At 44.2% G+C, this 22,560-nt stretch carries 22 protein-coding genes and 1 other annotated feature; all 22 genes read left to right on the top strand.

The features are described 5' to 3' along the window. Positions 1-4: 4 nt before the first annotated feature. Entirely contained in the window at positions 5-1,555 is a 1,551-nt protein-coding gene (locus QOZ98_RS03395) for an acyl-CoA carboxylase subunit beta (protein WP_142826641.1), read from the top strand. Between the two features lie 82 nt (positions 1,556-1,637). Next, positions 1,638-2,501: a ketopantoate reductase family protein gene (locus QOZ98_RS03390; protein WP_308786095.1), complete on the top strand. Its 864-nt coding sequence runs from the start codon at positions 1,638-1,640 to the stop codon at positions 2,499-2,501. Beyond that, positions 2,498-2,875 carry a DUF3397 domain-containing protein gene (locus QOZ98_RS03385; protein ID WP_308786094.1) on the top strand — a complete coding sequence of 126 codons (378 nt, stop codon included), beginning with the start codon at positions 2,498-2,500 and terminating at the stop codon, positions 2,873-2,875. The genes QOZ98_RS03390 and QOZ98_RS03385 overlap by 4 nt, the downstream gene beginning before the upstream one ends. Before the next feature lie 78 nt (positions 2,876-2,953). Next, a complete protein-coding gene (gene bshC / locus QOZ98_RS03380; protein ID WP_308786093.1) occupies positions 2,954-4,573 on the top strand; it encodes a bacillithiol biosynthesis cysteine-adding enzyme BshC in 1,620 nt (539 codons plus the stop codon). 148 nt (positions 4,574-4,721) lie between these two features. Then, the gene (mraZ, locus tag QOZ98_RS03375; RefSeq protein ID WP_308786092.1) at positions 4,722-5,153 is read left to right on the top strand and encodes a division/cell wall cluster transcriptional repressor MraZ; all 432 of its coding nucleotides are present in this window, start codon (positions 4,722-4,724) and stop codon (positions 5,151-5,153) included. A gap of 20 nt (positions 5,154-5,173) precedes the next feature. Then, positions 5,174-6,112 carry a 16S rRNA (cytosine(1402)-N(4))-methyltransferase RsmH gene (rsmH, locus tag QOZ98_RS03370; protein WP_308786091.1) on the top strand — a complete coding sequence of 313 codons (939 nt, stop codon included), beginning with the start codon at positions 5,174-5,176 and terminating at the stop codon, positions 6,110-6,112. A 12-nt stretch (positions 6,113-6,124) separates the two neighbouring features. Continuing rightward, a complete protein-coding gene (ftsL, locus tag QOZ98_RS03365) occupies positions 6,125-6,484 on the top strand; it encodes a cell division protein FtsL (RefSeq protein WP_308786090.1) in 360 nt (119 codons plus the stop codon). Further along, the gene (locus QOZ98_RS03360) at positions 6,481-8,781 is read left to right on the top strand and encodes a penicillin-binding protein (RefSeq protein WP_308786089.1); all 2,301 of its coding nucleotides are present in this window, start codon (positions 6,481-6,483) and stop codon (positions 8,779-8,781) included. Before ftsL ends, QOZ98_RS03360 begins: the two co-directional genes overlap by 4 nt. 25 nt (positions 8,782-8,806) lie before the next feature. Further along, positions 8,807-9,775, top strand: coding sequence for a phospho-N-acetylmuramoyl-pentapeptide-transferase (gene mraY / locus QOZ98_RS03355; RefSeq protein ID WP_308786088.1), 969 nt, complete (start codon positions 8,807-8,809; stop codon positions 9,773-9,775). Further along, entirely contained in the window at positions 9,776-11,140 is a 1,365-nt protein-coding gene (murD, locus tag QOZ98_RS03350) for a UDP-N-acetylmuramoyl-L-alanine--D-glutamate ligase (RefSeq protein ID WP_308786087.1), read from the top strand. It abuts the gene before it with no gap. A 19-nt stretch (positions 11,141-11,159) separates the two neighbouring features. Further along, positions 11,160-11,945: a cell division protein FtsQ/DivIB gene (locus QOZ98_RS03345; RefSeq protein ID WP_308786086.1), complete on the top strand. Its 786-nt coding sequence runs from the start codon at positions 11,160-11,162 to the stop codon at positions 11,943-11,945. Then, positions 11,923-12,648 carry a DUF881 domain-containing protein gene (locus QOZ98_RS03340; RefSeq protein WP_308786085.1) on the top strand — a complete coding sequence of 242 codons (726 nt, stop codon included), beginning with the start codon at positions 11,923-11,925 and terminating at the stop codon, positions 12,646-12,648. The genes QOZ98_RS03345 and QOZ98_RS03340 overlap by 23 nt, the downstream gene beginning before the upstream one ends. Positions 12,649-12,664: 16 nt before the next feature. Further along, the gene (locus QOZ98_RS03335; protein ID WP_308786084.1) at positions 12,665-13,381 is read left to right on the top strand and encodes a DUF881 domain-containing protein; all 717 of its coding nucleotides are present in this window, start codon (positions 12,665-12,667) and stop codon (positions 13,379-13,381) included. A 2-nt stretch (positions 13,382-13,383) separates the two neighbouring features. Then, positions 13,384-13,746 (top strand): small basic family protein, encoded by a 363-nt coding sequence (locus tag QOZ98_RS03330; RefSeq protein WP_142826628.1) that lies wholly within the window; start codon positions 13,384-13,386, stop codon positions 13,744-13,746. Positions 13,747-13,848: 102 nt separating this feature from the next. Beyond that, positions 13,849-15,132 carry a cell division protein FtsA gene (gene ftsA, locus QOZ98_RS03325; protein WP_308786083.1) on the top strand — a complete coding sequence of 428 codons (1,284 nt, stop codon included), beginning with the start codon at positions 13,849-13,851 and terminating at the stop codon, positions 15,130-15,132. A gap of 58 nt (positions 15,133-15,190) precedes the next feature. Next, on the top strand, positions 15,191-16,384 hold the full coding sequence (gene ftsZ, locus QOZ98_RS03320) for a cell division protein FtsZ (RefSeq protein WP_006828828.1): 1,194 nt from the start codon (positions 15,191-15,193) through the stop codon (positions 16,382-16,384). A gap of 113 nt (positions 16,385-16,497) precedes the next feature. Continuing rightward, complete coding sequence (locus QOZ98_RS03315; RefSeq protein ID WP_308786082.1) at positions 16,498-17,169, top strand: YggS family pyridoxal phosphate-dependent enzyme; 672 nt, start codon at positions 16,498-16,500, stop codon at positions 17,167-17,169. Next, positions 17,166-17,648 carry a cell division protein SepF gene (locus tag QOZ98_RS03310; protein ID WP_308786081.1) on the top strand — a complete coding sequence of 161 codons (483 nt, stop codon included), beginning with the start codon at positions 17,166-17,168 and terminating at the stop codon, positions 17,646-17,648. Before QOZ98_RS03315 ends, QOZ98_RS03310 begins: the two co-directional genes overlap by 4 nt. Positions 17,649-17,668: 20 nt before the next feature. Next, a complete protein-coding gene (locus QOZ98_RS03305; protein ID WP_308786080.1) occupies positions 17,669-17,932 on the top strand; it encodes a YggT family protein in 264 nt (87 codons plus the stop codon). A gap of 65 nt (positions 17,933-17,997) precedes the next feature. Continuing rightward, positions 17,998-18,783 carry a YlmH family RNA-binding protein gene (locus QOZ98_RS03300; protein WP_308786079.1) on the top strand — a complete coding sequence of 262 codons (786 nt, stop codon included), beginning with the start codon at positions 17,998-18,000 and terminating at the stop codon, positions 18,781-18,783. 94 nt (positions 18,784-18,877) lie between these two features. Continuing rightward, on the top strand, positions 18,878-19,399 hold the full coding sequence (locus tag QOZ98_RS03295) for a DivIVA domain-containing protein (protein ID WP_142826622.1): 522 nt from the start codon (positions 18,878-18,880) through the stop codon (positions 19,397-19,399). Positions 19,400-19,436: 37 nt separating this feature from the next. Continuing rightward, positions 19,437-19,651 (top strand) — a binding site (T-box leader). Between the two features lie 42 nt (positions 19,652-19,693). Further along, on the top strand, positions 19,694-22,456 hold the full coding sequence (ileS, locus tag QOZ98_RS03290; protein WP_308786078.1) for an isoleucine--tRNA ligase: 2,763 nt from the start codon (positions 19,694-19,696) through the stop codon (positions 22,454-22,456). Positions 22,457-22,560: the final 104 nt, after the last annotated feature.

The raw sequence follows: 22,560 nt of genomic DNA, 5'->3' as shown, positions 1-22,560 counted from the left end.
TGAAATGACGAAAACAACGGAAACTACGGGGTACAACGAACGTTTGGAACAAAAGCTTGCGAAGATTTTTGCCGGGGGGCAGCAAAAATATCACGAAAAAATGAAAGAAAGCAATAAATTATTTGTTCGTGATCGCTTAAAGCTATTGTTTGATGATGAAAATTACGCAGAAGATGGTCGCTTTGCCAATGTAGAAGCAGAAGATCTGCCTGCTGATGGCGTTGTCACGGCTATCGGCAAAGTAAACGGGGAAACTGTTTGTGTAATGGCCAATGATTCAACGGTCAAAGCTGGATCATGGGGCTCGCGCACCGTTGAAAAAATCATCCGCATCCAGGAAACTGCTGAAAAAATGCAAGTACCAATGCTTTATTTGGTGGATTCAGCGGGTGCCCGCATTACCGACCAGCTCGACATGTTCCCGAATCGCCGGGGGGCAGGAAAAATCTTCCACAATCAAGTGAGAATGTCTGGCATGGTGCCGCAAGTATGTCTGTTGTTTGGCCCATCTGCTGCAGGCGGCGCTTATATTCCCGCTTTCTGTGACATTGTCATCATGGTAGACGGCAATGCCTCGATGTATCTTGGCTCACCGCGTATGGCGGAAAAAGTCATTGGTGAAAAAGTGACGCTTGAAGAAATGGGCGGAGCCCGTATGCATTGCACCGTCAGCGGCGTCGGGGATGTCCTCGTTGCGACAGAAGAGGAAGCCATTTCAGAAGCGCGACGCTATTTGTTGAATTTTCCTGCAAACTTTGCCATGAAGCCCGAAAAGATTGAGGGAAAAGCGGCGAAAGCCGGACGCTCTCTGGAAGCAATCATTCCTGAAAACCAAAATGCACCTTTTGATATGTACGAACTGATCGATCAATTGGTCGACGAAGGCAGCTTCTTTGATATCAAAAAGCTCTTTGCCGGTGAATTGATTACAGGAATTGCGCGTATTGACGGCCAGGTAATTGGCATACTTGCCAACCAGCCAAAAGTCAAAGGCGGCGTCCTGTTCGGTGATTCAGCCGACAAAGGCGCAAAATTCATCAATCTATGTGACGCATTCTCGATTCCGTTGTTGTTCTTGGCTGACGTTCCAGGATTTATGATCGGAACCAAAGTCGAACGGGCGGGCATTATCCGCCACGGCGCGAAGTTTATCGCAGCCATGAGTTCGGCCACCGTGCCGAAAATTTCGGTCATTGTCCGCAAGGCATATGGTGCCGGACTTTATGCCATGGCAGGTCCTGCATTTGAACCGGATGTCTGCATTGCCCTGCCGACAGCGCAAATCGCGGTAATGGGCCCTGAAGCGGCAGTGAACGCGGTCTACTCAAATAAAATTGAAGCGATTGAAGATCCGAAAGAACGTTTACAATATGTGCAGCAAAAACATCAGGAGTACAAAGAGGAAATTGACATTTACCGTCTGGCATCTGAATTGATCGTCGACGAAATTGTAGCGCCTCATCAATTGCGTTCCGTGCTTTCCCAGCGCCTATCTTTTTACGAAACAAAAGATTTGCCGCTGCCATATCGAAAACATCCGATTTATCCTGTATAATAAAAACTATTATTGGAAGTCTGCCTAATATGGGCAGGCTTCTTTTTTAAGAAAAAATTGTGGCACTGTAAGGAGTGATTCCGTGAATTATGCAATTATCGGAGCTGGAGCGAGTGGACTGCTGTCGGCCTATCTATTGAAAAAAGCGGGGCATGACGTGCAAGTGATTGTACAGCGTGAAGAACAAGCCGCATTGATTAACAAGCAGGGAATTATACACAGTGAAAATCGCCAACTTATAAAAGCCTACACGGATGTTGAACAAATTTCTCCGGATGCTTTTGTAATTTTGACGGTAACATATGAAGAATTGCCGCCGATCTTAAGGCTTCTAAAAATTCGCTGCCCAAGCAACAAAATTATTTTTCTGCAGCAGGGTATGCTATTTTTGGAAAAAGCGAGAACTTTGGCTCACCGGCATATTGCCGCTGCCATACTCGAAACGGATTGCGTCAAACTGAACGACAACACGATCAGTTTTGCCAAAGCGCCCCAAATGACTTTGGGAACGGTAAAGGGCAATCCGGAGGAGTTTCTGCCTTTGTTGGAAACCACTGCATGGAAAAGCTCATGGGCGGAAAATATTGAAGAACAGCTTTTTGAAAGCTTGCTGTTCAGCAGCCTGATTGATCCTTTGACGGCCATGATGAAGATTCGAAATGGGGAACTGATCACTAATCCGCACGCCTATGAATTGTTTAGAACGCTGTATAACGAATTGTATTTGGCGTTTCCGGAAATTGAATCGCTGCAGCCTATCGAAAAAGTTGCCGCATTATGCGCATCTGAACCCGACAAAGTGTCTGCCATGTGTGCAGATCGTCTGGCAGGCGATGCAATGGAGGTTGATGGATTGATGTTGTATGTACTAAATCGTTCAAAGTTGGAATTGCCCTTATTTAAAGCTTTTTACCATCTTTTGAAAACGGTTGAGGTAGAAAAATGACGCTATTGCAAACAATCGGTTCTGTCTTTCTCTATATTCCTTTTCTCCTTTTTATAATTGTTTATTTTATTTCATTGAAACGCAAAAGGAAGAAAGCGCTCGGACTGGCATCTGATATTACCACATTCCTATTGTTCTTCTCGGTGCCGGCATCGGTGGATATCTTATGGGGCTATTCAGTTTCAGCCATTATTTATTTTGTTGCACTTGTACTGGCAATCGTCTTCTTGGTCATTGAATGGAGAACTGCCAAAGAAATTGAAATCATACCGTTTTTCCGAAAACTATGGAGAACCTACTTCCTGCTGTTGTCCGCCACTTACGCTCTTGTTTGGCTGGTTGGACTGGTGATTGTTGTTATTAAATCAGTTTAGCAGGCGTATTTTTTTTCTTTAGGAGATGCGTTTGCTATAGTAGATTTTAAATGTAAAGGGAAAAGGGGACTTTTTTTCATGAAAGTAGAGGAACAATACGTAGAACCAGCCAGTAAATTGATGAGTGATTATGTAAATGTCAGACCGGCTATCCGCCAATATTTTTCTTATGACCCACAGGTGGAGTCATTCGAAGAACGATTACAGAAACTGCAAAGCCATTCTGTCGACCGCCAAAAAGTGGCTGGCATCCTGCATAATTACATGGCACCCAACGGATTATCAAAAGCAGCAAAGCAGAATTTAGCCAGCTTTGGAGAAGGGGCGCCGGTAGTTGTCACCGGACAGCAGGCGGGTCTTCTGACAGGACCTTTATATACGGTACATAAAGCAATATCAGTTATTGTTTTGGCTAAACAGGCTTCTGAGCAGCTAAATACCAAAGTGGTGCCGGTTTTCTGGATTGCCGGGGAAGACCATGATTTGGCTGAAATCAGCCACCTTTACCGGGAAGTGAATGGGCGTGTGGATAAGCTGAATATCCCGCATACGGAATATGGCAAAAACTCTGCTTCCTCGGCAATGTTGAACAAATCCAAAATTGCCTCTTTCCTGGAAGAATATTTCCGCAGTTTGCCTGAAACCGAACATTCAAAAGAACTTCATGATCTGGCTTTTGGCCTGTTGGAAAGCTCCCTGTCCTATACCGATTTCTTCGCTTCGCTTCTCCATTATTTTTTCCAGGAGGAAGGTTTGCTGTACATTGATGCGGCAGATCAAGAATTCCGAAAATATGAGTCGCCTTATTTTATGGAAATGATCGAACGTGCTGAAGACATTGCCGAAACCGTTGCCGCTGCAGAGCAGTCGCTGTTAAAGGATGGCTACACTGCAGTAATTGGCGCAGAGAAAACAGCAGCTAACCTTTTCATTACAGTAAAAGGTGAACGATTGCTGCTGGAGCGCGAAGGCGCGGAGTTTGTGGCAAACAACGGCGCTATCCGCTATACCAAAGAACAGCTTCTTGATGTGGCTGAAAAAACTCCGGAACTTCTCAGCAATAATGTCGTGACACGGCCGTTAATGCAGGAAATGGTATTTCCGGTCCTGGCTTTTGTCGGTGGACCTGGTGAAATTGCTTATTGGGCAGCGCTTAAAGGAGCTTTCAATGTGGTTGGCATGGAGCTTCCGGTCATTATGCCGCGCCTAAGCCTGACATTGGTGAACCGCCAAACTCAGCTTTTGCTAGATAAATACAATTTAAGTTTCTTGGATGTAGCAAAAGGTCAGCAAGTTGCTGTGATGAGAAATGATTTGATGGAGTCGATCCGGGAACAGGAAGCTGAAGAATTGATCGATGGAATTCAACAGCAATTGGAATCTGCTTACGCAGATATCCATCGCCAATTTTCTTCGGTCAGCAAAGGGCTTACACCCATTGTTGAAAAGAACCTTCAGCTGCATATTAAGCAATTAAGTTTTTTAAAAAATAAGCTTGAAGATGAAGTGGTGCTGCAAAACAGCATCGAGTTCGGGCATTATGCTTCTATTGAAAATGAGTTGCTGCCGAATGGCGGCTTCCAGGAACGCATTTACAGCCCATTTATTTACATGAATCAATATGGTCCAGAACTTGTAAAAGATCTTTTAGCGCTTCCATTGAAATATGACAAAAATCACAAAATAATTTGTTTATAAATGGAAAAAAGCCTGCATATGCAGGTTTTTTTTATGTCAAAATAACTTGTTGAGATATTTTATTGCAACAAACATGAAATATTTCAAAAACAAGTGGTGACAAGTGGGGGATTGTGGTACATTTATTACAATAAGTGGGGTGAAGGGTATGTTCATGGGCGAATATCAACATAGCGTTGATGCAAAGGGACGGTTAATTGTTCCAGCTAAGTTTCGTGAACTGCTGGGTGAAAATTTTGTCATTACCCGAGGCCTGGATCAGTGCTTATTTGGCTACACTATGGAAGAATGGCAGAAAATTGAAGAAAAGCTGAAAGAGCTGCCGGTTACAAAAAAAGACGCTCGTGCTTTTACACGTTTCTTTTTTTCAGGGGCCACAGAAGTGGAACTTGACAAGCAGGGACGCGTCAATATACCGACGACATTAATTTCTTATGCGAAACTTGAAAAAGAGTGCATCATCTTGGGTGTGTCCAACCGTTTTGAAATATGGGCAAAAGATTCATGGGAAAGCTATTTTGCAGCATCTGAAAATTCCTTTAATGAAATTGCGGAAAATTTAACTGATTTTGACTTTTAAAAGTGAACGGGGGGAATGGATTGTTCAATCACACCACGGTTTTACTGCATGAAACTGTCGATGGTCTGAACGTTCGTCCTGACGGCATATATGTGGATTGTACGCTGGGCGGAGCAGGGCACAGCGAATATTTGGTTCAGCAATTATCTGACCAAGGTCATTTATATTGTTTTGATCAAGACGCGACGGCAATAGCTCATGCAAAAGAAAAACTACAAGATTACTTACATAGAATTACATTTATCCATGCCAACTTTAAATTTTTAAAAGAAGAATTGGAGATGCGCGGAGTAGAGAAAGTCGATGGCATTCTGTACGACCTGGGTGTTTCTTCGCCACAGTTGGATACACCAGAACGGGGATTCAGTTACCACAATGACGCACCGTTGGACATGCGGATGGACCAAAGCGCCGAGTTAAGCGCATATCATGTCGTGAATGAATGGTCATTCGAAGATTTAGTCCGGATTTTTTACCGCTACGGCGAAGAAAAATTCTCTAAACAAATTGTTCGGAAAATCGAGGCTGCAAGAGAAAAGCATCCCATTGAAACAACGGGGCAGCTGGTTGAATGCATTAAAGACGGCATCCCTGCCTTTGCCCGCAGAAAAGGCGGCCATCCCGCCAAACGGGTATTTCAGGCTATTCGAATCGCAGTAAATGATGAACTTGGTGCAGCTGAGACATCTTTGCAGGATGCTATCGATCTTTTGGCAATCGGAGGAAGAATTAGTGTCATCACCTTCCACTCGCTTGAAGACAGGCTCTGCAAAGCGATCTTTAAAGAATCTTCATCGCTTCCGGAATTGCCTCCGAATTTGCCGGTAATTCCAGATGGAATGGAACCAAGACTAAAACTGATCACAAGAAAACCAATTCTGCCTTCAGAAGAAGAGCTGGAACATAATAATCGGTCAAGATCCGCTAAGCTGCGTATTGCAGAAAAAATAAACGAATAAGGACGTGTTCAGATGGCGTTGAATGCAAGAACCGAAACCTACATCCAACAGCCGGCCGTTCCTCAAAATCCGAGTCGGCAGCCGGCAAGAAAAAAAGGGTTAATTACCAAAGGTGAAAAAATACTGTATTTATCTTTCGTAGCAGTTTGTATCTTGTGCGCTTTGCTGGTACTCCAGAATCAATCAACGATTCAGGCTTCTACACAGGAAATCCAAACAATTGAACAATCAGTCAATGAAATAGCGAAGCAAAATACAGACTTGTCGGTACAGGTAAGCGAACTGTCTTCATATGAGCGCATTTGGTCAAAAGCGAAAGAACTTGGCCTAAAATTAAATGAGCAAAATGTAAAGGTAGTGCCTGGACAATGAAAAAAAAGTTTCGATTTCAAGGAGGAGCCTTTCTGCTGTTTTTGTTATTTGCAGGGCTCTTTTTCCTTTTATTGACTAGAATTGTGACAATTCAAGCCACAGGAGAAGTAGAAGGGCAGGAACTGGCCGCCAGAGCGGCTGCCAAGTACAGCCAGGAGGAAGTGCTGACTGCCGAGCGGGGCCGCATACTAGACCGAAGCGGAGAAGTCATTGCTGAAGACACGCTGACATATAAACTTGTTGCCGTACTTGACGAATCAGCAACTCAAAAAGCAAGTGATCCGCGACATGTCGTGGATGTTGAAGAAACAGCAGCTAAGTTAGCGGGTTACCTGGATGCTTCCGAAGAAAGTATTTTGGAAACACTTCAGTCAGGAGTTGAAAATGATCGCTATCAGGTGGAGTTTGGTTCTGCTGGGCGTGAAATCAGCCACACACAAATGCTGGAGATGAAGGAAGAAGAAATACCAGGTCTGTTATTTGTTCGTGATTTAAAACGTCTCTACCCGAATGGCGTGTTTGCCTCTCATCTTGTCGGCTATGCCATGAAAGAAGAGTTAGAAGATGGCGAAACAAGAACAACGGGACGAATGGGACTGGAATCGATACACAACGAGGCATTGACTGGCCAAAATGGTAAAATGGAGTTTGATACGGATAAATGGGGTTTTCTGTTGCCGAACAGCGAATCTGCAGTCACTCCGGCTGTAGATGGTTCGGATGTCCAGTTGACACTGGACAAGACATTGCAGAACTTTCTTGAAGATGCGATGTCCGGTGTCCAAGAGGAATATGACCCGAAACGGATGATTGCCGTGATTGCTGACCCTGAAACGGGAGAAATTCTAGCGATGTCGCAACGTCCGACATTCAATCCAAACACACGAGAAGGACTATCCGAAAACTGGCTGAACGAAAGCGTTCAACTGACGATAGAGCCGGGTTCTCCGATGAAAATGTTTACATTGGCAGCAGCGATTGAAGAAGGCAAATGGGATCCTAATGCCACTTATAAGTCTGGTACTTACTCACTGCTGGACAGTACAATCGGCGACCACAATAGTGGACGAGGCTGGGGAACTATTTCTTATCTGGAAGGTTTCCAGCGTTCTTCCAATGTTTCGATGGCATATTTATTGGAGCGTTTAGGGGCAGATACGTTTATGACTTATGTTGATGCTTTTGGATTTGGTGAACAAACAGGCATTGATTTGCCGAAAGAAGCAGCAGGCACAATACTCGACCAATACCCAATCAATAAGTTAACGACCGCATACGGACAGGGATCAACTGTAACCCCTATTCAAATGATTCAAGCTGCCTCTGCGATTGCAAATGAGGGTGTTATGATGAAACCGTACGTCATCGACCAAATCAAGAACCCCGACACAGGTGAAGTAACTGTCAAAAGCGAACCTGAAGAAGCAGGTCAGCCTATTTCAGCAGAAACCGCAGAACAAGTAAAAGAAGTATTGGCCTCAACCGTTACTTCTGAAGTCGGTTCAGCACAAGGCTTCGCTTTGCAGGATTACACCATAGCCGGCAAGACAGGAACTGCACAAGTTCCGCAAGAAGGCGGGGGCTACCTGCAAGGCAGAAACAATTATTTGTTTTCTTTCCTTGGAATGGCACCAGCTGCTGATCCGGAACTGCTGATCTATATCGGCGTACAGCAACCTGATTTACCGGCGGATGAATACGGCTCCGTACCGGTTTCTAAAATTTTTACTTCTGTTATGGAAAACAGCTTAAAACACATGAACATCCAGCCGGAAAATATGGCGGAAGCAACGACTATGCCTGTTGAAGACTATACAGGCCAGTCGATAGCTGAAGCATCTGAAGCTTTAGAGGAATTAGGGCTAGAAGCTGTGGTTACCGGAGATTCAGAAGAAGTCGTCTCTCAATACCCAGACGCTGGCAGCACCATACTCGACGGTGGACGGGTTATCTTGAAAACAGCGGGAGAAACCAGTTTGCCAGATTTTACTGGATGGTCCAAACGTGAACTGCTGGCATATCAATCATTAAGTGGTTTGTTGCTGGAAATTGCTGGACAAGGCTACGTTCTGACACAAAGCATTGCAGAAGGCGAAACGATAACGGATAATGAGCCTGTAGTGATAGAACTTCATCCTCCTGAGATCTACTATCCTGCGCAAGCAGAAGCTGAAGAGCAGGAAGAGCTGGAGCAGACTGAAGAAGAAGCTTTGGAAGATGCTGCACTTGAAACTGATGCCGAAGAAACGGAAATTGATTTGCAGGCAGAAATACAAACAGAAGAAACAACCGAGTAATCTCGTGTTTAAAGGAGCTCTATAAATGAACACTTATATATTAATGGGTCTTGGAATTGCTTTGTTATTAACAGTAGTGCTGATGCCAATCTTTATTCCGCTGCTGAAACGGATGAAGTTTGGCCAAAGCATTCGTGAAGAAGGCCCCCAGTCGCATATGAAAAAAACCGGCACGCCTACTATGGGCGGCCTGGTTTTCTTAATTTCCATCATCACCACTGTGGTGCTGGTTGCCTGGTTAGCTGATTTATTGTCCGCAAAAGTACTGATTTTGCTGTTGGTTCTTTTCGGATATGGACTGATCGGCTTTCTTGATGACTTTATTAAAGTAGTAGTAAAGCGCAATCTGGGATTGACTTCTTTACAGAAGTTGCTTGCTCAAATTGTGATAGCGGTCATCTCGTTCTTTGTTTTGAGCGGGATTGATTTTGAAACAGGAGTCACTGTTCCTTTTACGGATATTTCACTGGAACTATCCTGGTTTTATGTGTTCTTCATTGTTTTCTGGCTAGTTGGATTTTCCAATGCAGTCAATTTAACGGATGGCTTAGACGGTCTGGTAGCCGGAACAGCATCCATCGCTTTTGCAGCATTTGGTGTCTTGGCAATTTATCAGGACGAAATTGGAATTGCGATTTTTACTTTTTCCGTTACCGGCGGATTGCTCGGGTTTTTGATTTTTAACAAATATCCTGCAAAAGTCTTTATGGGCGATACGGGTTCACTTGCTCTTGGCGGTGCCTTGGCGATGGTGTCAATCCTGTTGAAACAGGAATTTTTGCTGCTGCTGATCGGACTGGTGTTTGTAATTGAAACAGCTTCGGTTATCTTACAGGTTGGCAGCTTTAAACTGCGCCAAAAACGAATTTTTAAAATGAGCCCGATTCACCATCATTTCGAATTGAGCGGATGGTCAGAATGGAAAGTAGTTCTTGTTTTTTGGTCAGTCGGTCTTATCAGTGCGGCAATCGCAGTCTTTTTGGAGGTAATGTAAATGAAAGAGGCGCCACAATTATATCAAAAGAAAATATTGGTTCTCGGGCTGGCTAAAAGTGGTTTCACGGCTGCCCGAATCCTCCACAAGCTTGGAGCATTTGTTACCGTCAATGATTCTAAGCCATTTGAAGAAAACCCAGAGGCACAAGAATTACTGAACATGGGCGTTACCGTGATTTGCGGCAGACACCCTGAAGATCTGTTGGAAGAAGGCTTTGAACTGGTTGTCAAAAACCCGGGAATACCTTATACCAATGTATTGATCGAATCGGCCATAGAGAAAAATATTCCCGTGTGGACTGAGATTGAACTGGCCTATTTGATCAGCGAAGCGCCATTTATCGGAATTACCGGCTCAAATGGAAAAACCACCACCACAACCTTATTGTTCCATATGCTAAATCAGGACAATAAAAATCCACTAATTGCTGGAAATATCGGAACAGTGGCAAGTGGAGTTGCGGAAAAAGCAAGAGCCAAAAATGTGATTGTAACTGAGTTGTCTTCATTCCAGTTGAAAGGCACGGCAGACTTCCGTCCTGAAATCGCGATTATTACAAATATATATGAAGCACATTTGGATTATCATGGAACGATTGAAGATTATCGTGCTTCCAAAATGAAGCTTACTGAAAATCAGACAGAAGAAGATTACTTTATTTACAATGCAGACCAGCCCTTACTTGCTGATCATGCGAAAAACTGCAAAGCCAAGCTTGTGCCATTTACATTGAAAGGCCGTACGCCTACAAGCATCAGTGCGGACAATGATTTCGTATATTGGCAAGGCGAAATATTGATCGAACGTTCAAAGATCATATTGGGCGGCCAGCATAATCTGGAAAACATCCTGGCAGCAACGGCAGCAACTTTAATTTTGGGTGGAACAAAAGAAACAATCATCCGGGTATTGACTTCGTTTACAGGTGTAAAGCACCGTTCACAGTTTATTGTGGAGTGGGAAGGCCGGAAATTCTACAACGATTCAAAAGCCACCAATGCTTTGGCGACAAAGAGTGCGCTTGAAGCTTTCCCCGAAAATATCATCCTATTGGCTGGCGGATTAGATCGACAGCATTCCCTGGAAGAAATTCGTCCGTATATGAACCGTGTCAAAGTCTTGGTTACCTTTGGAGAGACCGCACAACGATTTACTGCATTTGCAGAAGATTGCGGCGTACCGACAATTGTCCAAGCGGGAAGAATGGATGATGCAGTCGAGAAAGCGATTCAGCAGTCAGTTAGCGGAGACACAATCCTGCTGTCTCCTGCATGTGCAAGCTGGGATCAATACGAAAGTTTTGAAATTCGCGGAGATGCTTTCATTACGGCAGTTCAGCAAATGACGGAAGCAAACGAATAAAAGATAAGGAGCAGCAATTATGGACAAAGTGATTGACATCGAAGAACGCATCCCGACGCTACGAGAGCGCCGGATAAAAAGAACCAATCGCAAGTTCGTGGCGCTGCTGTTCATTTTTCTCACTTTGCTTGCCGTACTTTTATACAGCCAGTCGAAGTACAGTGAAATCCAAACCATCACCGTTGAAGGGGCTGTTCTTTTTGACCAGGAAAGCTACCAGGCAGCAAGTGGATTAAGCATCGGAGACTCCATGTGGTCTTTTGATGCCGGAGCTGTCTCACAACAGCTGGAAAATCTGGAATGGGTGGAAGAAGCATCGGTCAAAAAAAATTGGTTGACCGGAGTCGAAATTGACTTGAAGGAATACGTTCAAATGGGGTATTTGGATCGAGGCAACAGCTATCAGATCGTCCTGTCAAATAGCCTGGCCCTGGATCAACCGGTTACAGAAGTGGACGGACCGATTTACTCAAATTTTGAAAATGAGGAGAAACGGGAAAAGCTGATCGAGCAGTTGACCCAAATCGACTCCGAAGTTCTTCAGTTAATATCACAGGTGATCTTGGATCCCGAAGAAAAAGACGCGGATTACGTTACTTTGTACATGAATGACGGAAATGAAATTCGAGGAATTTTGAGCACCTTAGCCGAAAAAATGAATTATTATCCATCAGTTATCGCCCAATTGGAAGACGGACAACAAGGGGTTATTGATATGGAAGTGGGTATTTTCTTCCGGTCCTATGCAGACGTATATGGTTTTGCGAAGGAAGGTGCTGAAGATGAAGCCACCGAAGAAGAATAGCCGAAAGAGTTTCAGCAAGTCGATTGTTTTTTCATTGGTTTTTTTGGTATTAGGATTTATCATGGCCTATTCCTATAGTTTATCGAGTGCCAATAAAGACACAAAAGAATTTACCGGCGGCGCATTTTTTGATCAGGAAGAACAGTATCGGAAAGAATTGATTGATCAGCAGGAACGCAACAAGGACTTGCGGGACGAGCTGCAACTCAAGCAAAGCGAAGTCCAGGAATATGAAAGGTCTTTTGCTGATGGGGAAAACCGCTATACGGAATATGCCGCGGAAGCAGAGGAATTGCGAAGGTTTCTGGGGCTCGTTCCGGTACAGGGAAATGGTCTGAAAGTGACGCTGCAGGATGGTGGCTATAATCCTGATTCAGTTAATCCGAATGATTATATTGTTCATGAAAGCCATGTGTTTCAAGTGATTAACGAATTGTATATCTCAGGTGCTCAAGCCATTTCCATCAATGGCCAGCGCATTCATGGAAATTCGTATATTGTCTGCACCGGCCCGGTTATTACTGTAGACGGTGTACAATATCCCGCTCCTTTTGTTATTGAAGCGATAGGTGAGCCGGAAGTGTTGACATCTTCAATGGAATTGACCGGTGGAATCATGGATCAGTTGATCAACGATAACATTATCGTGACATTGGATGAAGGGCAGCTTATCGAAATGCCTGCTTTGCTGATAGAATCATGACTAAGGGGGGAGTCGCATGAAGAAAAGGATTCTTACCCGGTTTACAGCAATAATGTTTATCATCGGTTTGATGGCGGCTATTCAATATAATACGATCAATGAGCCAAACCTCCGGGATACACGGGATGAATGGGAAATCAGACAGGAACTGTCAAGAGAAAAGCAGCTTCACTCTCAGCTGCTGTCTGAAATTGGATCTCTTGACGAAACTTTGAATAAGTACCGAGCGGCTGCAGATGCCAGTCCGGAACAAGCTTTGCGCGAAACCGCTGGCGAACTGAGAAAGTCTGCTGGCTTGTCAGAGGCAAAGGGCCCCGGAATCGAAGTTCTTGTCGAACCTTCTTTGGAAGCGGTTGCGATGGGGCTGGAAATTGAAGGGATCTCTCCGGATTTGCTCATTCGGCTCGTTAATGAAATCAATCGCTATAATGGTCTCTACGTTTCCATTGATGGCAAAAGAATCATTAATACAACAGCAATTCGAGACATAAATGGCCAAACGGCTGTTAACACAAAACCGGTGGATACGCCTCCTTTTTCAATAAAAATTATATCCGAGTCGATGGAAGACTCGAAAAAGCTGTATAATCATTTATTAGCGTCACGTATTTTAGATGACTTTTACATCGACAACCTGACGCTGAACGTTTCGGAGCCGCAAAATGAGCTGGTCATAGAGGCGTATGATGGCACTGTAGACACAAAATATTTACAGGCATCAGAGGGGGAATAGCGATGTGGCTGTCCATTTTAGGTTTAATACTCGGAATATCGCTGGGGCTTCTTACAGACATCCAAATCCCGCCGGAATATGCCAATTACTTATCAATAGCTGTTCTGGCATCACTGGATACGCTTTTCGGCGGCATTCGGGCTCATTTGCAGCAAGTATACGATGATAAAGTATTTGTATCCGGATTTTTCTTCAATATTGTCTTGGCAGCCGGTCTTGCTTTTCTCGGGGTCCATTTAGGAGTAGATTTATACTTAGCTGCAATATTTGCATTCGGTGTCCGGCTGTTCCAGAACATTGCGGTCATCCGCCGCATCATTTTGGCGAAATGGGCTGAAAAGAAGGAAGTTAGAGGAACTATTTGAATAATCAAAGGAAATTTTTCTAAGTTTTGCGATTTTCTTAGACAAGGTGCATAATTTACAATAGAATATAAGTACAGCAGTTTAATAAGGAGGTGCCACGAATTGGGTCAATCAGAATTATACGTAAGTCTAGACATCGGTTCGTCATCCGTTAAAGTACTAATCGGAGAAATGGCCAACAAGTCGCTAAATGTAATCGGCGTCGGAAATGTAAAATCTAATGGAATTAAAAAAGGTGCGATTGTTGACATAGATGCAACTGTGCAGTCCATTAAAAAAGCTGTCGATCAGGCAGAGCGCATGATCGGCAAATCAATCCACGAAGTGGTTCTTGGAATACCAGCCAACAAAGCGGTCCTTCAGCCTGTTAAAGGAATTGTGGCAGTGAACAGTGAAAACCGGGAAATTACTGATGATGACCTGGACCGTGTATTAGAAGCGGCACAAGTTATGTCGATTCCACCGGAACGTGAATTGGTCAACATTATTCCTGAACAATACGTTGTTGATCATTTGGGTGAAATCAAAGATCCTCGGGGCATGATTGGTATCCGCCTTGAAATGGATGGTACAATGGTGACAACTTCTAAAACAATTTTGCATAACGTGCTGCGTTGTGTAGAAAGAGCAGGGCTTGAAATTCGTGATATTTACGTACAGCCGCTTGCTGCAGGAAGCTATGCATTGACTGAAGACGAAAAAAATCATGGAACAGCGTGTATCGATATCGGTGGGGGCTCTACTTCTATTGCTATCTTCCAAGACGGCCATTTGACTGCTTCTTCTGTAATTCCAGTTGGAGGCGACCACGTTACAAAAGATTTGTCCATCATTTTAAAGACACCGACGGATCAAGCTGAAAAAATTAAACTCGAACATGGCCACGCATTTTTCGAAGATGCTTCAGAAGATGAAGTTTTTGAAGTTCCAGTCATCGGATCGGATTCTACAGAACAGTATAACCAAAAATACATATCTGAAATAATCGGGGTTCGCCTGGAAGAACTTTTCGAACTGATTTTGGATGAGTTTTACCGACTGGGTGTTCAAGACCTGCCAGGAGGAGTCGTTTTAACAGGTGGCATGGCTAAGTTAGATGGCTTGCCTGAACTGGCCCGCAATATTTTGCAGACTCGTGTCCGTTTGTTTACTCCGGAATTTATCGGTGTCCGTGAACCTCAATATACGACAGCAGTTGGCTTGATTCAATATGCGTACATGGAAGATGTTTTCTATGGCCGGGTGGGCAATGGCGGAGCTGTTTCTGGAACTGCAAAAATTGAGCATCAAGAAGTACAGCAGCCTAAGAAACAAAAGCAGCCAAAACAAAATTCTGATGGTGTCGTAACTAAAGCCAAGAAGATGTTTGATCGATTCTTTGAATAAAATCAACATTGTATCTAGCTTGTACTACAAAAGCTAAGCAATTTTAGGAGGAAAAAGAATGTTGGAATTTGATACAAATATTGACGCACTGGCCGTAATAAAAGTTATTGGTGTAGGCGGCGGCGGTAACAATGCTGTAAACCGTATGATTGAACACGGAGTTCAAGGTGTAGAATTTATTGCTGTAAATACGGATGCACAAGCTTTAAACTTATCTAAAGCGGAAGTGCGCTTACAAATTGGCGGAAAACTTACGCGTGGACTTGGTGCCGGTGCTAACCCTGATGTAGGGAAAAAAGCGGCAGAAGAAAGCAAAGAGCAGATCGAAGAAGCTCTTCGTGGAGCGGATATGGTTTTCGTCACAGCTGGAATGGGCGGCGGTACGGGTACTGGTGCAGCACCTGTAATTGCTGGAATCGCTAAAGAGCTTGGCGCATTAACTGTAGGTGTTGTAACGCGTCCATTTACTTTCGAGGGACGTAAGCGTTCTACGCAGGCAATCGGCGGCATTTCTACCATGAAAGAGTCGGTTGATACGTTGATCGTCATTCCAAATGATCGCCTTCTTGAAATTGTTGACAAAAACACACCAATGCTTGAAGCATTCCGTGAAGCGGATAACGTGCTTCGCCAAGGTGTATCCGGTATTTCCGATTTGATCGCCGTACCTGGATTGATCAACCTGGATTTTGCCGATGTTAAAACAATCATGTCGAACAAGGGATCTGCATTGATGGGAATCGGGGTTTCTTCAGGAGAAAACCGTGCTTCAGAAGCGGCTAAGAAAGCTGTTTCAAGTCCATTGCTTGAAGTTTCTGTTGATGGAGCAAAAGGCGTCTTGATGAACATCACTGGCGGTTCAAACCTTAGCCTTTATGAAGTGCAGGAAGCAGCGGATATCGTAGCTTCAGCTTCTGATGAAGAAGTAAACATGATTTTCGGATCTGTTATCAACGATAACTTGAAAGACGAAATTATCGTGACCGTTATTGCTACTGGTTTTAACGAAGAGCAGCTGCAGCCAAGAACGCCTAGAGGATCTGGATTGAATTCAAGCCGAGTTCAATCGATTCAACAGCAGTCTCCGGCACCTTCGATCCGTGATGCACGCCGCGAAGATCAACGCCGCGACGAGCAGCGCCGTGAAGAACAGCCTCCTTACTACAATCAGGAACCGCAAAGACAGGAAAAAAATAATGATGATGCATTGGATATTCCAACATTTTTACGCAATCGTCAAAAGAGACGTTAATCCGAACAGCTGCCGGTTGGGCAGCTGTTTTTTTTTTCGGCAATGGGCTCGATTGATAAATTAGCCAAATCTTGTTACAATATACTGGACTTCTATAGAAAAGTTGTGAATGCATGAAACCAATAAAACCAGTCTTTAAAGAAATTACAGAGCAGCTAAACACTGTGAGAGATGGTATACAAATTATTGCAGTTACGAAGCAAGTTGGCGTAGATCGCACGCAGGAAGCAATCCATGCGGGAATTCGCCATTTAGGGGAAAACCGCCCGGAGGGTTTAGCGCAAAAACTTGAAACTATTGTCGAAGATGTGTCTTGGCACTTTATTGGCAATCTGCAAACAAGAAAAGTAAAAGATGTTATCAATGAAATTGATTATTTACATTCATTGGATCGCCTAAGTTTGGCGAAAGAAATACAAAAACGGGCAATCAGACAAGTAAAGTGTTTTGTGCAAGTTAATGTTTCAGGCGAAGAGTCAAAAAGTGGGCTCTCACCTAGTGAAACAATTGATTTTATCGAATCTTTGAAGCAATATGATAAAATTCAAGTAGTTGGATTGATGACGATGGCACCAAATACCACAGATGAGTTGGTTATTCGCGAAGCTTTTAAAGGATTAAAGTTACTCCAACTCCAAATATCAGAAAAACACTGGACCCATGCACCATGCACAGAGTGCTCTATGGGCATGTCCAATGACTACTTAATCGCTGCACAAGAAGGGGCAAGTTTTGTCCGAATTGGAACAGCGTTAGTCGGGTCGGAAAGTGAGGCAAAGCAATGAGTGTTAAAAACAAATTCAAAAATTTCTTTTATTTAGATGAATATGAAGAAGAACCAGTGCGGGAACAGCCTGCACCACAACAAAAGCCAGCTCCGAGGTATGAAAAACCGGCTCCAGCAGTTCAAGAGCCGAAAAAAGCACCGAAAGAACGGCGCCAGAAAGTGGAGGAGACCATTGTGCCTAATTTAGTCAGTTTGCAGAGTGCTTCAAAATCTTCAAAAGTCAGCTTGGCGGAACCAAGAGTTTACGCTGAAGCACAGGATATTGCAGAGAGCCTGAAAAGCAAGCAGGCTGTAGTTGTTAATCTTCAGCGCATTGAAAAAGATCAAGGTCTTCGGATCATCGACTTTTTGAGCGGAACAGTCTATGCCCTTGGCGGAGACATTCAACGCATTGGAACTGACATCTTCCTCTGTGTACCAGACACTGTTGAAGTGGATGGCGCCATTTCAGATTATTATTACGATGATCAACAATAAGAGGGGTGCCATAAAATACTATGATAGTTCTGATTAATCTATTGCTTTCGGCCATTAACATCTATTTCTATATTCTGATTGTCAGTGTATTCATGAGCTGGGTGCCTAGCATTAAAGAATCGGGCTTCGGCCAACTGATTTCTAAAATTACGGATCCCTATCTGGATATATTCAGACGCTTTATCCCGCCAATCGGTATGATTGATATTTCTCCGATTGTAGCAATTTTCACTTTAAGCTTAGCGAGCCAAGGTATTGTCGTATTGGCCGGTTATCTCATTTAACTCAAAACCTCACGTATGTGAGGTTTTTTTCTTGAAGAACTTATCATATGTGAAGGAGAATCTAGATGGAAGAGATATTTCAGCATTTCAGAAAAGAAGAGCAGCAGTTTATCGAACAAGCATCAGGGTGGCTTCGTGAAGTGGAAGACCGCTATTCGCCGAAGCTGACGGATTTTTTGGATCCCCGCCAGCGTTTTATCGTAGAAGCCGTGATGGGATCGAGTGATGTGAAAATGATGTCTTCGGGAACTTTCAAAGATGCAGAAAGGCAACGGGTGCTGCTGTATCCTTCTTATTTTGAACCGCAGCAGGAAGATTTCAATACAACGGTCTTTGAATTGAAATACCCTTCAAAATTCGTTAATTTGCGCCATCCTGATATTTTAGGGTCATTGATGTCACTCGGACTCGACCGCAGTAAATTTGGTGATATCCGCATAGATAATGAACGCGTCCAGCTTGCAGTGATGAATGAAATCAGTCCATATCTGCAAAGCAATTTTGTCAGCGCCGCGAAGGTGAAGGTGCAACTAAATGAAGTGTCTGATGCAGTTGAATTGATTGAAACGAGTGAAGAGTGGACCGAAGAGTCGTATACGGTCAGCTCAATGCGGTTGGATACGGTTATGAGTTCGGTCTATAATATTTCCAGGCAAAAAGCGTCTGCGCTGATACACGGTGGAAAAGTGAAAGTCAATTGGACCATGCAAGAGCAGCCATCATTCGAGCTGCATGAATCAGATATGATTTCTTCAAGAGGCTATGGCCGAGTCCGGTTGATCATGATCGAAGGCCGCACGAAAAAGGACAAAGTCCGGTTGCAGGTCGGCCGCCTGGAAGCAAAAAAATAGGCGGCTTTTAAAAAATCCGAAATAATACTGAAATTTAGTGCCATGAACTGTATAATAGGAAGATAAGATGACAAGTTAAGGAGAGGTTTACTCAATGCCATTATCCCCGTTAGATATACATAACAAAGAATTCAGCCGAGCATTCCGAGGATATCAGGAAGATGAAGTAAATGAATTCCTGGAACAGATCATGAGAGATTATGAAATTCTGTTGAAAGACAAGTCGACCCTGGAAGAACGGTTGCGGACAACCGATGAACGGGTTGGACATTTTAATACAATCGAATCGACGTTGCAAAAATCGATTTTTGTCGCTCAGGAAGCTTCAGAAGAAGTTCGCCGCAACTCACAAAAAGAAGCCGAATTGATCATCAAGGAAGCGGAGAAAAATGCAGACCGCATCGTCAATGAATCTTTGACAAAAGCACGCCGCATCGCTCAAGAAATCGAAGAGCTGAAAAAGCAATCACGCATTTTCAAAAATCGCTTTAAAATGCTGGTTGAAGCCCAATTGGATTTGATCGAAACAGATGATTGGGAAACATTGCTCGAATATGACATTGATACACAAAATCTCGAGAAGATTGAGAAGGATAAAGAAGAGTCGAACTCTTGACTCTGAGACTTTCTGCTTCTATAATTACGACATACAAAAAAACGCACAGATAGAGACAGTAAGCCATGCAGGACGGTAAAGCGAACCAGGGACAGTGAGAGCCTGGCACGAACGCATGGACGAAAATCACTCTTGAGCAGAATTGGTGAACGACAGTATCCAATTCCGTCTACGCCACGTTACGGTGATCGAGTGGCAGCTATCTAGCTGCAACAAGGGTGGTACCGCGAGTCTAAGCTTCTCGTCCCTTTCCAGGGATGGGGGCTTTTTATTATGCCTACAGGAGGAATGGAAATGGAATACAAAGATACGTTATTGATGCCGAAAACAGATTTTCCGATGCGCGGCAATTTGCCGAACCGGGAACCGGAAATGCAACAGAAATGGGAAGAAATGGACATCTACAAAAAAGTATTGGATCGGACAAAAGGCCGTCCCTTCTTTATTCTTCATGATGGTCCTCCCTATGCAAACGGCGATTTGCATATGGGCCATGCACTGAACAAAGTACTAAAAGATATGATCGTCCGCTCCCGTTCGATGATGGGCTTCCACGCACCATACGTTCCGGGCTGGGATACACACGGATTGCCGATTGAACAGGCTTTGACGAATAAAGGCGTAAACCGCAAAGAAATGTCATTGGCAGAGTTCCGCAAACTATGTGAAGAATATGCCTATCAGCAGATCGACAGCCAGCGCTCACAATTCAAACGCATCGGTGTCCGCGGCGACTGGGAAAATCCATATGTGACGTTAAAGCCGGCATACGAAGCCCGCCAAATTGAAGTGTTTGGCAAAATGGCCAATAAAGGCTATATCTATAAAGGGTTAAAGCCGGTTTACTGGTCTCCATCAAGTGAATCATCACTTGCTGAAGCAGAAATCGAATACCACGATAAAAAATCACCATCAATTTATGTATCTTTCCCCGTCACTGATGGCAAAGGCGTATTGGCTGAAGGCACGAACTTGGTGATCTGGACCACAACTCCTTGGACAATCCCGGCAAACCTGGGGATTTCTGTGCATGCCAAATTGGACTATGCGGAGGTTTCCGTTAACGGATCCCTGTATATCATTGCGCAGGAACTTTTAAAGGAAGTTGCGGAAGAATTGGGCTGGACAGATTACGAAGTTGTCCGAGTATTAAAAGGTGCTGAAATGGAGCATATCTTGGCGAAGCATCCATTATATGACCGCACTTCACTGGTTATGCTTGGCGATCACGTTACGACTGATTCTGGTACAGGCTGCGTCCATACGGCTCCTGGCCACGGGGAAGATGATTTCCTGATCGGCAAGAAATATGGATTGGACGTTCTTTGTCCGGTCGATGAACGCGGAGTCATGACTGACGAAGCGCCTGGATTTGAAGGCGAGTTCTACGACAAAGCAAATAAATCAATCACGGAAGCGCTGGATAATGCAGGTGCTCTTGAGAAACTTTCGTTTATCACGCACTCGTATCCGCATGACTGGCGGACGAAAAAGCCGGTCATCTACCGTGCAACGGCTCAGTGGTTTGTATCAATCGATGCTTTCCGAGACCAAATTCTGAAAGCTATCAAAGAAACTTCATTCACGCCGGCATGGGGCGAAACGCGCCTGTTCAATATGCTGCGCGACCGTGGAGATTGGAATATTTCGCGCCAGCGTGTATGGGGCGTTCCGATTCCGGTATTCTACGCTGAAAATGGCGATCCTGTCATCACAGAAGAAACCATTGCCCATATCGCTGATTTGTTCCGTGAAAAAGGATCGAATGTTTGGTTCGAACGTCCAGCTGCAGAATTATTGCCGCCCGGATTCACGCATCCAAGCAGCCCGAACGGCTTGTTCACAAAAGAGATGGACATCATGGATGTTTGGTTCGATTCAGGATCATCTCACCAAAGCGTCCTTGATGAACGCGAAGATCTTCAATATCCGGCAGACCTTTACCTGGAAGGATCTGACCAATACCGCGGCTGGTTCAACTCCTCGTTGACTACGAGCGTCGCAATCAATGGCATCGCGCCTTACAAAGGCATCTTAAGCCACGGCTTTACGCTTGACGGCAACGGCCGCAAAATGAGCAAATCACTTGGAAATGTCATCGTGCCAGCAAAAGTGATGAACCAGATGGGTGCAGATATCCTGCGACTTTGGGTTGCTTCTGTAGACTATACGGCGGATGTCCGTGTTTCTGACGAGAACTTTAAGCAAGTATCGGAAGTTTACCGCAAAATCCGCAACACGCTGAAATTCCTTCACGGGAACTTGGCTGACTTTAATGAAAAAGAGCACCGGGTAGCATTTGAAGACATGCGCGAAATGGATCAATACATGGCGATGAAATTGCAGAAGATGGTAGAAACGGTGCGCAAAGCATACGAAACCTACGAATTCTCGACCATCTATCACGCATTGAACAATTACTGTGCAAATGATTTGAGTTCGTTCTACTTGGATGTGGCAAAAGATGTTGTTTATATCGAAAGTGCAGATAACTTGCACCGCCGTGCCATGCAGACCGTTATGTTCGATTCATTGATGGCGATCTTGAAGCTGTCAGCACCAATCATTCCGCATACAGCTGATGAGCTGTGGTCTTACTTGAGCTTTGTTGAAGAAGAAAGTGTCCAGTTGACCGACTTCCCAGAAGCAGTTTCAAGTCCAGTGTTTGAAGGCTTGAATGAAAAATGGAGCCGTTTCATGGACGTTCGTGATGATGTATTAAAAGCACTGGAAGAAGCACGTGCCGCTAAAACCATCGGCAAATCTCTGGAAGCAAAAGTGACTGTTTACGGCAACGATGAATTGGCGACGCTGCTCGCTTCGACAGATGAAAATCTTGCCCAGTTGTTTATCGTTTCCAAATACGAATACGGCGGCACACAGGATCAGGCGCCGGAACACGCTGTGAAGCTGAACGAAGTTTCGGTTACAGTCGAAAAAGCAGAAGGCGAAAAATGTGAACGTTGCTGGACGATTTCAGAAGAAATCGGCAGAAGCGAAGCGCATCCGGCATTATGCCCTCGCTGCGCAAGTGTAGTAGAAAAGCAATACGCTTAAGAAAAACATAGGTTGAACTACAGAAGAGGTCTGGAGAACCGGGATTCCGGTTTTTCAGACCTTTACTTTTTCCCCTGACATTGTGTTAAAATAGATTGACTGAT

The sequence above is a fragment of the Planomicrobium stackebrandtii genome (genome assembly GCF_030814955.1).
Classification (GTDB): Bacteria; Bacillota; Bacilli; order Bacillales_A; family Planococcaceae; genus Planococcus; species Planococcus stackebrandtii.
The sequence above is the reverse complement of the archived record's forward strand: the minus strand, read 5'-3'. Positions and strand labels throughout refer to the sequence as shown.